The organism is Novipirellula sp. (assembly GCF_041583735.1).
Classification (GTDB): domain Bacteria; phylum Planctomycetota; class Planctomycetia; order Pirellulales; family Pirellulaceae; genus Novipirellula.
Map to the genome: position 1 here is coordinate 1 of NZ_JBFHFD010000134.1, position 16,016 is coordinate 16,016.

Sequence of the window (16,016 nt, forward strand, 5' to 3'; positions counted from 1 at the left end):
CGTGAAGGACGCGACATGCGGACGTAGGTATCCGCCTGGTGCCATCATGTGTTTCAATCCACGCGTCCCGTGAAGGACGCGACAAGCCGCGCAGACACCCGAAGCAAGGATAAAAGATCGTTTCAATCCACGCGTCCCGTGAAGGACGCGACCTCAGCGGAAATTCCGGTACGCAGACTCATCTTGTGTTTCAATCCACGCGTCCCGTGAAGGACGCGACCGTCTAGACTATGTAGCCGCTCCAGCGACGGAATGTTTCAATCCACGCGTCCCGTGAAGGACGCGACACGAACCCGAGTAGTGCCACTTGTACTGTGTAGCGCGTTTCAATCCACGCGTCCCGTGAAGGACGCGACCGCGGTGGTCGCTGAGTGCGCCCAATGCTGCATTTAAACGTAACGATTCGCGAACCGGGTGTGTAGTGCAGTACACAACGGCTTCACTTGCAAGCTCAAATTGAGAAGGTGCCGTCCAGGGCGGGGCGAAACGGCTATCGCGAACCTGACGGCTTTGGCGTGGGCGCTTCACGTTCGCGGTCACGCCAACAGCGTTCCGCCACTGAGGTCAGTTGAGGGCTTCGTGCCAATGTGCTCCACCCGCTCTCGCCAATGATTGCCCAGTCGGTAAAAACGCAAACTGTCCTCCTCCGGCTCCATCGCTTCCACCAACCGCGCACGGCATTCCACCCACTTGGCGTGATCCAAATCCAGTTCAAAAACGCTGTTCTGAACACGCTGGCCATAATCCAAACAAATTTTCGCAATCATCCGCAAACGACGCTTTCCCGCCGCGCTGGCCGTGCTCACGTCATACGTCACCAACATCACCATCATCGTCACCTTTGGGGCGTGCTCATTTCACTGGGGGCACCTACCGACGTTCACTTCCAAATGAACGCGGGGTATTCGTCCAAATCACCTCGCAGATGCCGGGCAAGCAACCGGGCCTGCAGATGGATCAATAGTCCCATCGTTGTTTTTTCGCCCAAAAACGGATGTTCGATAGTATCCTGCTTTCGCGTTTGATACGCCGTCAGCACGGTCTTGCGGGTCTTGTCATCCATTCGCACCGCACCTGATGATGTCACCTCAAACCCTTTGCAGCTGACCTGCTTTCGATTGATCAGTGAAAAAGCCAATCGGTCCGCCAAAACCGGGCGAAATTCTTCCATTAAATCCAACGCACAGCCCGGTCTACCCGGGCGATCGCGATGCAAAAACCCCACCGCAGCGTCCAGTCCGCATGCTTCACAAGCACTTCGAGCATCGTGCGCCAACATCGCGTAGAGGAACGAAAGCAATGCGTTGATCGGATCCAGCGGTGGACGACGCGATCGGTTGTTCATTTGAAACGCATCGACGGATGTCAAATCCCCAAACGACGCGAAGTATTTTGAAGCCGACTCGCCCTCATACCCGCGCACCGTGTCCGCGTCATCGGCCTTCGCGACACGCCGCAGGATCGGTGCTAGCTGTTTTGCTGCCAGCTTCAACCGGCTTGCTCGGTCATCTTCCTTGACATCACGCGCCGCCCTCAGCAGCACGCTGCGACAATTCGCAATCTTGCCAGAGATGCAATTACGAGCGATCCGTGCGGTCGCTTCCGCGTCATCGGCCGCCCGATACTGCTGTCGACGAAGCAACACGTTGCCCGGCGAAAATCCGACCACGGCGGCTCGAAACCGTCCATGTGGCGACATCAACGAAATCGACACACCGGCCTCCGCGCAGGCCGCCGCCAATTGCGAACTGAATCCGACCCGACCAAAGCACACAATGCCATCAAGATTGTGCAGTGGCACACGTAGCAGCGTTTTCTTCTCGAACCGCACTTGCACAGCAGCACCGTCCTTGGCCAAGTAACTGCCTTCGGTGGTAACAAACAGCGTGTTAAGATGACGTTTCATGCGTCCATTGTTTCGTCTTGAAGGTGGGAAGCCAATTGCCGGCTCATGAATCGCGATACGCTGCGTTGACCGCTGGTGACGTCAGGCAAACAGAGATTGATCAGCGAGCACTTGTCACACGCCTTGGTGCGAATGGCGGCGGGTGTCACCCGTTTTTGGATCATGGCTCGCAGCGCATCAATCGTTTGCGTCGTGCGTCGACGAAGATCGTCATCAAAGACGACGTCGGTTCGCCGCCGTGTGGTGCCATAGAACAGCGCACCTTCGGTAACCTCGGTGGCACACATTTCCTCCAAGCACATCGCCTGAGCGCACAATTGAACGCGATCACAATCATTCGCTTTCGGTTTGCCACGTTTATACTCGACTGGGATGATCCGCGGGGCTGCGGGCGACACTCCCGATTGTTGGGATCGACCAGCGTGATGGAATTCCACGATATCGGCCTTACCGATCAACCCCAATTCGAGCGACCGGATCGGCAGCGCCCGTTCCACTCGGACGGAACCGCCAGCGTCGCGAGGTCGTGTCTCGTGCGTCGGCGAATCTGCCCGCTCGTGCAAAAGCAACCCCTCCATCGTCAAATGGTTTTCCGCCCAAACCTGTTCCAAGTGAATCAACGCACATTGCCGGGGGCAAAACAGGTAGTGCTGGAGCGCCGAGATGGGCAGCAGATCGTCGTCGAGGTAGGTCATGGTTCAGGTGGCCTCAAAAGCGAATGTTACCAGGATTCACATCGGCGATGTGAATTCCCATCCACCGAAATTCATCGAGGATTTCTAAAACGGCGGGCCAATTGTCTCCAAAATCCTCGGATTTTTCTTCTCGCCAATCCCGCCATACTTCGGGCGTGTAATCTGGCGGCTGGTCCAAGTAGGCGCCGCCAAAATCGAGACAGAATGGCGGACTAACCGTGGTCATTTCAATCGTGAGCAATTCGTCGTCATACGCAAGCAATTGCGGGACTTGGTGGCCGCAGACTTCGGTTACTTCCAGGTCTCGGAGGCGAAGATAGACACCGATTTCGCGTTCGTACGCCACTTTCCGGCGATGAAATTTAACCGCGTAGACGGTTGGGAGACGTGGACTCTGCGCGGTGAACACGGTACCCTGAGTACCGGTGCCGAGTGAGTCGAGCAACTCGGCGTTGAATCGTTCCCGATAGGTTTCAATCTGTTTTTCATAACCCGCAGGTAGTTCCATGATTGCTCCCAATCGATGTCATTCTGCCAAAGTTGAGTTGTGGTTGCATTGTGGCGGACAGCGATTCGAGTTGGGCCAAGTAGGAGGCGATATCGTCATGCTTGCCAAACCGGAACCGGTCCCTGGTGGTGAAGCGTTCGTCGAAACCATCATCGACGGGCACTCCAGACGTTTTTCGATCGGAGTGATCCCCGAGCACTCGGGTCAGTCCAAGCGGATCACGCTGGCATCGTCTCCGATAGGAGACGCTCACACCGATTGAATATCACGCTGCAGCGTCTCGATAAAACGAATCGATCCAATCAAAACATCCGATGAATCGAAATGCCTGCGGGCAACTCGTCTTCGTCAGTCTGGACGTCGTAGTCGTCGCTTGAACGTGCTGGCGTGGTGACATCTTTGCGAACAACACTGACGCGTTTTTGTAGCTGATGAGCCGGGGCGTTGCCCAATGCTTCGTCGTGTTGAAACACGACTAAAGCTTGTGGCGTCATCTGCCCACGGCTGGCCGAGCGATCCAGTTCAAACATGTTTTGCAGCGACTTCCAGAAAAGTTGCAAATCGTTTTCACCGAACCCGGTTTGACGTGCGAAAAATGGATTGATAAAGCCGTGACAACGATACATGCCGTAGGGAACGGTGAATTTACGTCCCATTGTTCGATTGTCGCCATCTTGTTTTTCAGCTTCTTTTTCCGTGGCGACAGCACAGCGTGTGATTGAATGTTCTAGCGAGACAATTGGGTCAATACTTCGTGAGAACGCCATTTGAACCGGACCTCGCACTTGGCCACAATTGACCTTAGTGCTCATCACCGCACCGAACGCGCGAACGTCATAGAAATTTTGGCACATCCAATCGCGACATTGATCAACCTCGGTGCGTTTCGCCTTTGCAGCGTCCAACTTCAACGCTTCATAGGCTCGGGAGTGTTGATTGTTCAACACTGCACGCTCCTTAACATAAATTTCAAACGGTGGCGTCTCGTCCTTCACGTGGGCGACGAAATTGCGAATTTTCCGTTTCAAACAAACATCGGTGACAAGCCCGTGTCCGGTTTCCGGATCGACGCGTGGAAGGTTGCCCGCATCCGGGTCGCCATTAGGGTTACCGTCAGTGACATCAAATAAGAAAACAAAATCGTATCGATGGTCCATCGATGAATCCTTGGAAGGGAGAATTAAAGTCGAGAAAGGATCGTGAGAGATTACTGGGCGGTTTCAGTCGGTTTTTCTTTCTTCGTGAAGAAGTCTTGACGTTGGTGGTAGTAGCCGATCGAAAACAGACCTTGGTCAACGATTCCTAGATGCGAGGGGAAATCATGCAGACGTCCCATTATTTCTTGTATTCGTTTTTCAGCGACAACCTTCTTACCGCCTTCCAGCTTACCGATGTGGTGCTGGTTCATTCGGATAAGGCGAGGGAACACCGTTCCGGGTGTGGAAGATGCCGCTCCGAAGTAGCGATCTTTGATCGTGGCATTGAGGCCGGGTAGGGCGTCTTCTTGCGCGCGTTCCAGACATGCAAACAGTCGCCCGAGTTGATAGGCGGGGTCGGGACGTTCGGGGTCGAGCATGACTGAAATCTCCTTGTGGTGGTTGTGGTTCAAAATCGCTTTGATCGTGGCTGCCTTGACATGTCGAATTTCTTGTTCGGCACGGACGCGACGCAGGATTGCGGCAAGTAGGGCCTCGGGATACCGACCGCCTGTAAGAACACTGCGAAGCAAAACGCCGCCAAGCAGCGGTGGCACTTCTTTGGATTCGCGAGCCGTTTGGGCGAGGATCATCCACAGCGGAACCCAATCGGAATCCTTGCCGCTATGAGCGATCTCAAGCCTCCGTTGATGCTCAGCGACTCGGCAAACCATCTCGATTGCCGAACCGGAGATCCAAAACCGTATTGATAGCCGCGAGGCGTTTGGGGACAAACCGAGCACATGAAACGCGGCACCGGGTTCCGGCAAAACTGCGTTGCCGTCCATGGCTTGACTGAGCACATTGCCAATTGCCGCAGCCCGCCCTTCATCTTCGAACCGTCCTGGATCAAGTCCGAACGAAAACACATCTTCAGCGATCGTGTCTTTCGCATCGGACCAGAAGACGCAGGTCGCGTCGCCAACTTGGATGGTCCGGTTGTTCTTGCGATCGAGCAAGAAATTCAGTGCGGTGGCGTATTTGAACGCGGCCTGTTCGCCGACAGGAGAATTGAAACTTTGAGTTTTGCCGAAACTTTCGAATGCCGATTTGTTAAACGAGACGATCGAGGCACCAGACGATTGAGCGTCGCGGACACCTTTGATACTGCCGTGCAATCGAGCCAGCGATGTGCGTTCACCGGTGACTAGGCAAATCCCTGACACGTCATCGCCATCGCGGTTCATTTGGTAACCTGACCAAAACCGGCGCAGTTGGCTGGAATCGTGCAGGAACTGGCGTTCACCGTCGATCCGAAAAACGCCGAAGCCGGTCCCCAAGTCGTCAATCAATGTCCGTTGCTCGACTGAAAGATTCAACAGTTCCCAGGACCTATAGAATTGGCAGAGAACGGCGTAGCCATCGTCTTCGATCGAATCGGCAAATTCCAAGTGCGTTTGTTTGGATGCTTCGAAACATTTCAAAACGCGATCGACTTTCTTCAGTCGCTTCTTTTCATCTGATTCACTTTCACCGTTCGGTTGATCACGAAGTTCCGGCGACAGGTAGCCCAGCAAGTACTCCGCTTTGTCCCATAGGAACATCGCTTTCACGCCGCTGGTTCGTCCCTCGAATGGCAATCGAAGTGAACGGGGGATCTTGCGTTTACCCTCGGTCGATCGCAGGTCATTGATTGCGGCAACACCACCATCGCGAGAAAGCACAATTTCAAAAGTGACTTTTTGCGGAGCGAAACCTTCCTGAGCGATTTCGATTTCCGGGTTCGCGTCGATGACGTCGTAGTACTCACACAAACGTTGCAGAATCATGACCGCACCTCGTCGCTTTGAATCCGCGGAATCTCAATCACACCGTCGATCATGGTCGCGCGAAAGAACTTGGGGGTCATCTCGTGCTCAAAGTCAATATCGTGCAGCATGAACCCCATATCTCGCTTGCCCTTTAGCGATTCATCTACCGCCGGCCCATCTCCTTCGTGCCACGCAAAATCTGCGACGAATTCACGACAACCGAGATAGGGTTGTTGAAAGCACTGACCTTTGGATGCCCGACGTTTGAACATCTCGAAGTGCTTTTGCGGCGGTTCGTTGCCATTGCGGACTTCGTAGTGTGCTTCGATCAAGTACTCGACATCTTGCAATAGTGTCGCGGCCCGTTGTTGCCGATCATCTTCGATGACTTGCATCAATGGTTCGGTCTTAGTGCCGCTCAAGTACGGTTTCAGCGTCCGATCCGAGGGGCCGACGCTACCCAGTTCGTTGCGGCGAATATTAGTGAAACGAATCGGCTTCAGGACATGCAGCCGATCAATGACCCAAACGATCTCTGGCTTCCAATAGATGGCCTCTAATACGCCGCGTGCCGCCGATGGCGTGATCACGTCGTATGACACACGTTCGACCTTCATCTCAGGCCGGGTGAAACAGGCAAAGTCGCCCCAGACTCGCAGGGCAACTCGATTTTTTGATAGGTCCATCGATTCCTCTGGTCTTTTTTGTAACTTCGCGTTAGTTCTCTACGTACAGACTCCGCGTGTCAAGGGTTGTAAACCAACAGATTGTCGCGAGACTTAATTGCACCATCGAGACTGCGGCCGATCGACTTCCGAATTTTGGTCGCATCTGGCATCCTTTCTTTGTTCGGGAGCATTGACGTCCCGTGTCGCTGGGTAAACCAGCTTTGATCAAAAACTCCTCCACGCAACACTGTCACAGCCTCAGCACATCAAGTCATTTGGCGGGACAATTCCATCGGCTTTCAATAGCGTCAGGCCAACTTTCTTATCGTACAAGTGTTGTTGAGTCAGCGTGGCGTAACCATGAAACGAGAGCACTGCGCCAGCGGCGTGCAGTTGCGCCATTTCGTGACGGCGTAGATTGATCGAATAACGCTGCAAACGACGTCGCAGCTTTCGGTCGGGCGGATAGTCCGATTCGCTTAAGCTGCGGATTAATTGCTCGCCTTTTTTCCAGGGCACGTAAAGTGTTTCGGCTTCTTCTTCGATGAAGCGATAACGATCGGCGATCTGCCGAAACTGAAATTCCATTCTGCTGGGATCACGACCGATTGCGTCCATCACCTGACGGAAATCCCAGCGATCCTTTTGCTGCCAATAGTGCAAGCGGAAATACGCGTTAATGGCTTCAGGGCTGAGTAAATCGTCGAAGTGACGAGCGATTTCTAGACCATGATCGGCCGACATACGCAGCGTGCCCGGCGGTGGTCGACGCTCGCCTTGGAAAAAATACACTTTGCCTTCGGCGGCGCGTCCTTCGCGGTTGCAACGTCCAGCCGCCTGAGTCAACGAATCAATGCCACACACGTCGCGAAACACGACTGGAAAGTCGACATCCACCCCGGCTTCAATCAATTGGGTGCTAATAACACGACACTGTGAACCCTGTTCCAGTCGGGGGCGAATCTGTCTGTTGAGCACATGCAACCGGTGCGCAGCGCACATTCGTGTGCTCAAGTGAAAGTTCGCGTTGGACTCCCCGAGTTCCGAAAACAGCTTACTTGCGTGTGGCCGTGTGTTGACAATGCAAAGGGCCTGGTTTTCGGCATCGATCCGTGCGACAAGCTCCTCGTCGTACAGCGAACCGATCAGATGCACGGCTGTCCGACGCAATCGGTCATGGAGTTTCTCGGACGTTGGAATGATGTTGCGGATCTCGTGCAAGCCGATCGCAAAGTCGTCTTGCCACTCTAACGCCGGCTGGGTGGCGGTGCAAAGCACGACCGTGCAACCGAACGATTCGACCAATTCGCGAATGGCCAACAATGTGGGCGTTAACAAATCGACTGGCAACGATTGCACTTCGTCCAGGATGATCACCCGCCGTGCGATCCGGTGGAGTTTTCGACAGCGTGAGGTTCGACAAGCGAACAACGATTCAAAGAGTTGATTGTTGGTGGTGACCACCAATGGCGCGTCCCAATTCTCCGATTGCAGACGACTCTGAGTGGTTTCCTGTTCAGGGTCAGTGTTGCTGTGATGTTCCAGCACAACGCCTTCGCCCAGCGATTCGAAAATACCGCGATACACCTTCGCGTTCTGTTCGATGATGCTCGTGAACGGGATGCCGACGACGACACCATCGAGTCCATGATTCGCGGCATGCCGCAGCGCGAATTGCAAAGACGCAAGCGTTTTACCACCACCAGTGGGGACATTCAGTGAAAATAATCCGGGGACGAGTTCAGCTGCATCGACACATGCTTTGCTAACTTCGTCACGAATCTGATTGACCGGTGAAGGCTTAGCGTCGGACCGAAGGCGTTCGAGGTGTTCGTCGATTGCTTTAGCCAAATCGGTAATGTTCGCCGAAATGTTTGGTCGATTGATTGATTGCTCCGGCGACATGAACGCTTCGGTAGCCAAAAAGTCAGCGTCGACCAAGGCTGAAAACATCATGCGAGTCAAAAAAGCAACTCGGAACGAAGCGATGCGATGCTTGCAAAACGTCTCGCACGCTTGAGGTGATCGAACAGGAATCGATTTCGGTAACTCCATTGCTTCCAGTTCCTTGGTCACCTCCGTTCGCCAGCACGGCACTTTTTTGTCGAGTCGTTGCTTCAAGCCTGATCGCCCCGTCGCCACGTCCCAATCCGGCAAACCCGCATGATGTCCCGCCAACGTATAAGCGATCAATTTTCCAAGTGGCGAAGACTTACCATAGGCCAACTGAGCACCCGCAGTCGAATGATCGACTTTGCCCGAAATTTCAGAACCGTGAACATCGGAACCGCCAGCCGAAGCTAAGTAGTTTTGAAAGTCGTCGCTATACTTTCCGATATCATGCCACCGACCGAGCAGATCACCCCACGCGGCAAGTCCAGCATCGATGCGTTCCAAAAAGCTAGCCGAAAGACGGGCAACGGCTTGCTCGTGATCCCCAAGCGGTTCCCACAAATCTCGGTTCGGTTGATCGGGCAGGCTGTGGGCGTAATGGGGCATCGTACGTTGAATGGACTTGGGGACGCGCTCGGGATAGCAGAGATTCTACCTGATCCGATGACACGTTTGGTCACTCCTCCGGCGCAATGCGTTCAACCTCATTCATGTGAGAGGATGAATCCGAACCGGATTGAATGAGAATCACTCTCAGGAAATTGCCAGGAAGGCAGAGGAAATTACAACCCGACGCGTCAGTTTTGAAGGTAAGCCATTGTCGTTTTCCCAGCAAATCACAGCCCGAAGTGTCAGCGAAGGACCGATTCAAGATCGAGATTTCCTCGCTTACACGTCTTAAAGTTGCGAGTTTCGATGTTCTCCGAGCCAACAGCTCAGCCATTTGCCTAGCCTGGTCCAAAGGGCCAGGTTTTCTTTAGTCAAACGTTCTCAAAGTAATTTTTCCTATGCATCGTTTAGTAACGCCAACGTTTCAGGTAGCTAATTAGGTTTCGCATCTGCTCGACGTTCATCACTCGTTGCATTCCTTCGGGCATTAGCGAAACGCTCGAGGCACGGAAGAGTTCGATTTCATCCCGTTCGAAACGCCGCGTCTGGCCGCCGGGAAGTGTCAATGTGACCGCGTCACTGGATTCTCCGGCGAGCAATCCGCTGACCGCTTCGCCATCGACCGTTAGGATGCTGTAGCTTGCATAGGAAGCATCAATGGCAGAGCTCGGATCGAGGATCGCCGCCAGTAGTGATTCAGGCGTCTTGGTACGACTGTCGCTAATGTCCGGGCCGACGACATGTCCCACATCATCGATGCGGTGGCAATTCGCACAGTGCTGAGCGAACAACTTTTTGCCTTCCGCTACATTCGCTGTTTCAATTTGCTTTGCGGCTAGTTCATAGTCACGCATGACCTTTAGCACATCGCCCGCCGGTGCAAATGTTTCACGCCCGAGCTTGGCCAGGTTCGCGTCGGAATGCCGGCGGAACCAATCCATCGACGAAGGGTCGACGAAGGTGCGTGGCAGGTTGCCTTGGCCGATTTCGTTCAGCAACCAAGTCGCGGTTTGGGTGCTGCTGCGGACCGCAGTGACTACGGCGACGCGGTCGGTCGGCGAAATCGAATCGGCGTGTTCGAGGACATGATTTTGGGTCCACTCGGCGTCTCGCTGCATCAGCGCTCGATACGCTGCCGCACGAAGGTTCGGGGCGACATTGGGATCAACCAGATCCCGCAATTGCTCTGGAAACGCTGCTTGATTGCGACACCACTCGATCGCATCCAAGCGAGTTCCCGCAGCGTGTTTGTCGTTGACCGCGATCGAGGCGGCTAACGTATCGAGGGCGGCGATTTGATCCGAGGATTCCTGCGGTAACACTTTGAGGGATGCCTTTTTACCGCCTCCTTTGCTCCAGGCCGCGGCCATGCTCATCGCCAAAGCCTGCGTGGCTTGGTCGGTTTGGTCGCCGCCGTCCGGCATCGCACTCCCTAACCAACTCGCCAGCACCTCGGTGGCTCGTTGAGGGTCTTTGGCGGCCACACGCCGCATCCAACCCTCGTAGATCGGCGTCGGAATCGTGGATGTCCCAGGTTGAGGCTTGGGCAGCGTGTTCAGCATCCTACTGGCAAACTCGTAAGGAATCGCCGTCAGCAGTTTTGAGATCCAAGGGGAATCGTGTTCGTTCATTGCGAGGTGAAAAAGTCGCCCTATCAGTTGGTCGTCAATCTCCGCTGGATTCGCAGACACAACAACTTGTTCGAGCGCGGCTTGGCGGACGATCAATGCGCTGTCGTCGAGTGCTGACAGCAGGTTGGGCATCGTGGCGACGGGATTGCCGTCGAGGCGATTGCGTTGACGCAATTTGACGGCAATCGCTCGCACGCGCTCATCCTTATCCTGCAATAGCAATGCGTGTTGCGCTGCGGTCAGCAACCCCCAGCGGTTCAACAGCAAGGCGATGCGAGATTTTGGTTCTGCCGCTACCGTCGAATCGGCCAATTGCTCCGCAAGCGATTCAATTATGCTTGCTGGCGGTGGCACGTCGGCTGAATAGTGGGCGTGCAAATACTCGGACGCAAGCATCCTGTCCAAAAGGTCGTCCGAAACGATCGCCGAGACAGCACTCGCATCGTCGTGAACTCTTGCGGATCGGATCTGTTTGTTGGGAATATGTACCTGCCAAATCCGGCCCAGCGTGTTGCCGTGCCAGGTATCGGGCCGGTTTTTTAATTCAGCGGGGACCCATTGAGGATGCTCGATCACGGCGCGGGCCATGTCGATGACCAGCACGCCGCCATCGACATCCGGCACAAGATCGACGGCGCGAAACCAATCATCCGAACTGGCCAACCACTCGGCCTCGTTCGCTTCACGCTCGCTATGCCATGTGCCATTGGCCCAATGCAAGCGTTGACGTTGGACCAACGATCCTGTTGGCTCGCAAACCAACAACCACTCGGACGATTCATCGATTATCCAGCCGGGGGCGGTCACACCACAAGCGGCACTAAACTGTCCCGCATGTAAATTGCTGGTGGTCCAGGCGTTACTGATCGGATGCACGTCGGATTCAAAACCCGATTTGCCGACGTCGGTGGTCGCATCACCCGGCGTCAAAAATGGATCTCGATCAACCACGTCGATGGAAAGCACCGACTCGATCGCAGGATTGCGATTGCTGCAACCAAAACGTCGATTGAAACCATCGATGGTCAACCCATATTGGCTGTTCCCCGATACGGTTCCCCAGTAACCCCCGTGCGGATCGAAAACAAAATCGCGTCCGTGTAGTTTCAGCGGGGTTGATCGAGCGTCGAATCGCGGATCCACCGCGGTGATCGCGCCTCCACGAAGCCCATTGGCGACATAGACATAACCATCCGGTGCAAGTTTTGGATGATTGGCTCGGAGTTGCTCATTATCGGTCGCGAACCCTTTGAACCAGGTTTGCTGCGAATCCATCCGTCCATCGCCGTCTTGGTCTCGCAGAAACGCGATTTCGGCTGCCATCGTCACGATCGCACCATCACGCCATGGTAAAACTCCGGTGGCAAAGTCGAGTCCATCGGCAAAGGTGACCGATTTCTGGAATCGCCCCTTCGAATCACGGTCGGACAGCACGCGGATGCGGCCATGCCGGTCGGTTTGATCTGGCTTTGGTTGTGGATAGTCGCTCATTTCTACGACCCACAGCTTGCCATCGCTGCTCCAGGCCGCCGAGACGGGATCGACCACGTCGGGTTCGGCCACCGCCAAACGAACCTCCAGCCCTTCACGCACTTTCAAATGCGATAGCGATGCTTCGGGTGAATGCGACGTGATTGCGGGCCGATTGTTGGACGGCACAATCGAAGCCTCCGTCGGCTGCTCGGCACGAACCGTCGAAACCAGCGACGCTACGGTGATGGCAACGCCAGCGAAGAGGTGATTCAATTTCGGTTGACGCTTCATTTCTGACCTAGTTGATTAAGCAATGACAAGAGGACATCGGAGATTCGATCCGAAGCGTCGAGCTGGACACGATTGGTGCCCAGCCACGTTTCGTAACCTCCCAATTTGTGTTGCGCTGGTGTCGGCAAGTAACCGTAGCTGCCGTTGGCGAGTTCGATTGTAAACGTATCCGCCATCGGACTGCGTTTTTTTAAATCGAGACCTGTTTCGGCAAATACCTCGAACGGAATCGCCACAATGCCCAAATCCCCGATTCGGAACGCTTGCAGCAAGATAGAACTGGTTTCAGGCCCTTCGGCGATCTTGCTGACACGATCGCCATAGATCGACGCCAATCGATGGACGTTCGCAGGCGACTGGCCGGCATCTTGAAGGCTCGCGAAATAGCGAAGCATCTCGGGATCGGGCTTCCGCATTTCTAGTTCCAGTTCTTGGCTCGCAGCGGATAACGAAACCCAATCATGGTGCTCGATCGCTGCGTAGGTTTCGGCGACTCGCTCAACGATCAAATCAGACACTTCGTTGATTCGCTGGTACGGTTCGTGTTTCGCTGATTTCTCGCGAAAGGCGATGTTGTTGATGTCTCCGCTAGTACCGTTGGTCATGATGCCGACGAAGGTCTCGTCGTCGGCGTTGACTCCAATTTGCTTGCCAATCTTTTCCGAGAACGCACCAAAGTAGTCTGCGGAAATGTCGCCGCTAGGCACGCCTCCGACATAGTGCAGCGAGTAGTTTGCCAACATCGCAATCGGTTTGCCGTCGACCGATTGCACGCTCAGGAACGAGACTTCGGGATCCACTGGACCGGCGGGTTCGATCAGCTTGTCGCTACCTCGGGGCGGATTCATGCGAACTTTGTCGACGCCGCCAAATGGATTTGCGAGAAGTTTTTCGTCATTGACGTACCAGCGGCGGTTATGAACCTCCGACGCCTCCTCGACACCGCCCCAGCCAATCTTGGCGGGCTGCATCGCTGCGACGGCTTTGGCAACGCCTTCGGCGATGCGGCGCGCCACCAAGTTTTGGTAGCTGTCCAAGACGACCACTCCATCGACTTCGCGGTTGTTTCTCGCAGAGACAGCCGAGTGAGTGTGGGTGGCCGACATCAGCACGTTCGCTGAAGGTACGTCGGTCTTTGAATCAATTAATTTTCGGGCCGCATCGAATACATCGCGTGGGATGCCGACATTGTCGCAGATCGCGAACGCAATCGTTGTCGTCCCATCATTAAGCGCTAAACAGCGAACGTGCAGGTCATCATGAATGTTCGTTGCCAGAGGCTTGCCCCAATTGCCGACAATCTCTAGGCCCAAGGGGGGCGTGATTTTGACTTTGGATGCACCGGCGCGAAATACCGCGTGCTCCGCAGCAGTGACCTGAATTTCGCTGCCGTTGATTAAGCTAACGATCACGGCGATGATCAAACCGAATTGGAACATCCGATTCTGGCATCGCTGGGGATAGCTTGTTGCTAAGCAATCTCGCTGCATGAGAACACCTTTCATTGGAGCGATCTGCGTCCGAATTGGAAAAACCAGACCAAGGAACGCTAGGGGCGGGGTGGTGGTTGGTCGTCGGTGAACGTTTGCGGGATGACGATTTTGGGGGTGGGCGTCATGGTTGTTGCCGCTGGTTCGTAGCACGTCCAGACTTGGGGGGCGACCACCGTATTCTATAGGGTTGTGGAGTGGCTGTGGGGCAGGAGCTCAAAAAGGTTGAAAGGAACGGCATTCATCGTGCATCCGCTCGATGGGGCGTCGTGCCCCATCCGCAATACCATGTCGGTGCCCGCGAAAGTGTGACGAAAATCTTCTTCCTTCATTTGGGCCGTGCAGTTCCCCCCGCGTGCGTTCTGCGTGGTAGCATAGAGAGCGAGCCAGCTTCCGAAAGAAGTCCTCTTTGCAAAAGGGCCATTTTCCGAAAGGGGATCGCGTGGGCAATTTTGACGATCCAGAACTGATTGCAAAGTTTCGTTGGGCATCCCGCGTTGCAAGCGTGGTGGTGGTCGCGATCAGTGTGGCTGTGTTGATCGGTTGGGGTTTGGATCTCGAGGCGTTGCGAGCGTTATTGCCCGGAAAAGTGGCGATGAATCCCGGTGGGACCGCGATTGGGTTCCTGTTCTGTGGCGCTGCGTTGTGGCTGTCGTATCGCGAGTCCGACGAGCCGAATGCATCACCCTTCGCGGCTTTCTTGGCGATTGGATTGGCGTCGCTAGTGGTTGCGATGGCCGTCGTTCGCATCTTGGGATACGAGTTTGGCTTTGATGTTGGGCCCGATCGTTGGCTGTTTCCCGCAAAGCTGGACGCGTATGAAATTCCCAACCGGATGGCTCCCAACACGGCGCTGAATTTTTTGCTCACAGGATTAGCGTTGGTGTTTGCCAATCTTCGTTGGCGATCGCGATATCTGTTCACCGAGACATTTACATTGGCCGCGGCATTGGTGTCGTTGTTGGCGATCGTGGGTTATGCCTACAGCAGCGTCAACCTGATTGGGATGAAGGCGTATATCCCGATGGCCCTGAACACCGCTGTCGGATTTGCCATTCTTTGTATCGGGATTTTGTGTTCGCGTCCGACCGAGGGGTTGATGCGAATCATTAGCGACCGCGGTGCTGGCGGCGTGATGGCGCGGCGGTTGTTGCCGGCGGCGATATTGATCCCCGCGGTGATCGGGGGGGGGCGTTGGTGGGCACAACAATATGGCATCTTTGATCCGGTGATGGGATTGTCGGTGTTTGTGTTGACCAACATCGTCGTGTTCAGCATTTTGATCTGGTGGAGTGCGGCGTCGTTGAATCGGACCGACGCGGCGCTGCAGCAATCGCGGATCGAAGCCGAGGCGGCGAACCGTGCCAAGAGTGAATTTCTGGCCAATATGAGTCACGAAATTCGCACGCCCATGAACGGCATCATTGGGATGGCAGAATTGTTGGCCGACACGCCGCTTGAAAAGGATCAACAAGAATTTCTTGGTTTGATCCGTCAATCCGCAGATTCGTTGTTGCGATTGCTCAACGACATCTTGGACTTTTCCAAAATTGAAGCCGATCGACTGGAACTCGAAGAGATCGACTTTGACTTGCGAGATTGTGTGGGCAAGGCGATGAGGCTGTTTGCACTCAAGGCGGATGAAAAGGGATTGGAGTTGGCGGCTCGTATTGATCCATCGATCCCCAATCGTTTGGTTGGCGACCCCGGACGCATTCGTCAAATTATCGTGAATTTCGTTGGAAACGCGATCAAATTTACCGAGTCGGGCGAGGTGGTGGTGGATGTCAACTCGCACGAAGTGAATGACGATCAGGCGGTGCTGCACATCAGCGTGCGAGACACGGGGATTGGAATTCCAGAGGAAAAACAAGAAAAGGTTTTTGAAGCGTTTTCGCAAGTCGA

Annotated in this window: 12 protein-coding genes and 1 CRISPR repeat array; of the genes, 2 read left to right on the top strand and 10 right to left on the bottom strand. The window is 54.7% G+C overall.

The window, feature by feature from the left end:
* Positions 1-50 precede the first annotated feature (50 nt).
* Positions 51-356: direct repeats of the CRISPR family, unit length 33 nt; unit sequence GTTTCAATCCACGCGTCCCGTGAAGGACGCGAC.
* Positions 357-536: 180 nt separating this feature from the next.
* Genes cas2 through ABX962_RS12360 form a run of 4 tightly spaced genes read right to left on the bottom strand, consistent with a single transcriptional unit; the run spans position 537 to position 3,109 of the window.
* Complete coding sequence (gene cas2 / locus ABX962_RS12345) at positions 537-833, bottom strand: CRISPR-associated endonuclease Cas2 (protein ID WP_372719785.1); 297 nt, start codon at positions 831-833, stop codon at positions 537-539.
* 47 nt (positions 834-880) lie between these two features.
* Positions 881-1,906 carry a type I-C CRISPR-associated endonuclease Cas1c gene (gene cas1c / locus ABX962_RS12350; protein WP_372719787.1) on the bottom strand — a complete coding sequence of 342 codons (1,026 nt, stop codon included), beginning with the start codon at positions 1,904-1,906 and terminating at the stop codon, positions 881-883.
* The gene (gene cas4, locus ABX962_RS12355) at positions 1,903-2,601 is read right to left on the bottom strand and encodes a CRISPR-associated protein Cas4 (protein ID WP_372719789.1); all 699 of its coding nucleotides are present in this window, start codon (positions 2,599-2,601) and stop codon (positions 1,903-1,905) included. The genes cas1c and cas4 overlap by 4 nt, the downstream gene beginning before the upstream one ends.
* A 13-nt stretch (positions 2,602-2,614) precedes the next feature.
* Positions 2,615-3,109: a hypothetical protein gene (locus ABX962_RS12360; protein ID WP_372719791.1), complete on the bottom strand. Its 495-nt coding sequence runs from the start codon at positions 3,107-3,109 to the stop codon at positions 2,615-2,617.
* Between ABX962_RS12360 and ABX962_RS12365 the strand changes: the two genes are divergently transcribed.
* Positions 3,108-3,371, top strand: a complete 264-nt coding sequence (locus ABX962_RS12365) for a hypothetical protein (protein WP_372719793.1) — start codon at positions 3,108-3,110, stop codon at positions 3,369-3,371. The genes ABX962_RS12360 and ABX962_RS12365 overlap by 2 nt on opposite strands.
* A gap of 40 nt (positions 3,372-3,411) precedes the next feature.
* Here the strand turns inward: ABX962_RS12365 and cas7c are convergent, their stop codons facing one another.
* From cas7c to ABX962_RS12395, 6 genes are all read right to left on the bottom strand, one after another.
* Positions 3,412-4,266, bottom strand: coding sequence for a type I-C CRISPR-associated protein Cas7/Csd2 (gene cas7c, locus ABX962_RS12370; protein WP_372719795.1), 855 nt, complete (start codon positions 4,264-4,266; stop codon positions 3,412-3,414).
* Positions 4,267-4,316: 50 nt separating this feature from the next.
* Positions 4,317-6,074: a type I-C CRISPR-associated protein Cas8c/Csd1 gene (gene cas8c / locus ABX962_RS12375; RefSeq protein ID WP_372719797.1), complete on the bottom strand. Its 1,758-nt coding sequence runs from the start codon at positions 6,072-6,074 to the stop codon at positions 4,317-4,319.
* On the bottom strand, positions 6,071-6,742 hold the full coding sequence (cas5c, locus tag ABX962_RS12380; RefSeq protein ID WP_372719799.1) for a type I-C CRISPR-associated protein Cas5c: 672 nt from the start codon (positions 6,740-6,742) through the stop codon (positions 6,071-6,073). The genes cas8c and cas5c overlap by 4 nt, the downstream gene beginning before the upstream one ends.
* Before the next feature lie 240 nt (positions 6,743-6,982).
* A complete protein-coding gene (gene cas3 / locus ABX962_RS12385; protein ID WP_372719801.1) occupies positions 6,983-9,223 on the bottom strand; it encodes a CRISPR-associated helicase Cas3' in 2,241 nt (746 codons plus the stop codon).
* Between the two features lie 410 nt (positions 9,224-9,633).
* Positions 9,634-12,621 (bottom strand): PVC-type heme-binding CxxCH protein, encoded by a 2,988-nt coding sequence (locus ABX962_RS12390; protein ID WP_372719803.1) that lies wholly within the window; start codon positions 12,619-12,621, stop codon positions 9,634-9,636.
* Complete coding sequence (locus ABX962_RS12395) at positions 12,618-14,111, bottom strand: hypothetical protein (protein WP_372719805.1); 1,494 nt, start codon at positions 14,109-14,111, stop codon at positions 12,618-12,620. Before ABX962_RS12395 ends, ABX962_RS12390 begins: the two co-directional genes overlap by 4 nt.
* Positions 14,112-14,553: 442 nt before the next feature.
* On the opposite strand from ABX962_RS12395, the gene ABX962_RS12400 reads away from it, so the two are divergent.
* On the top strand, positions 14,554-16,016 hold a 1,463-nt coding region (locus tag ABX962_RS12400; protein ID WP_372719807.1), incomplete at its 3' end, for a histidine kinase dimerization/phospho-acceptor domain-containing protein.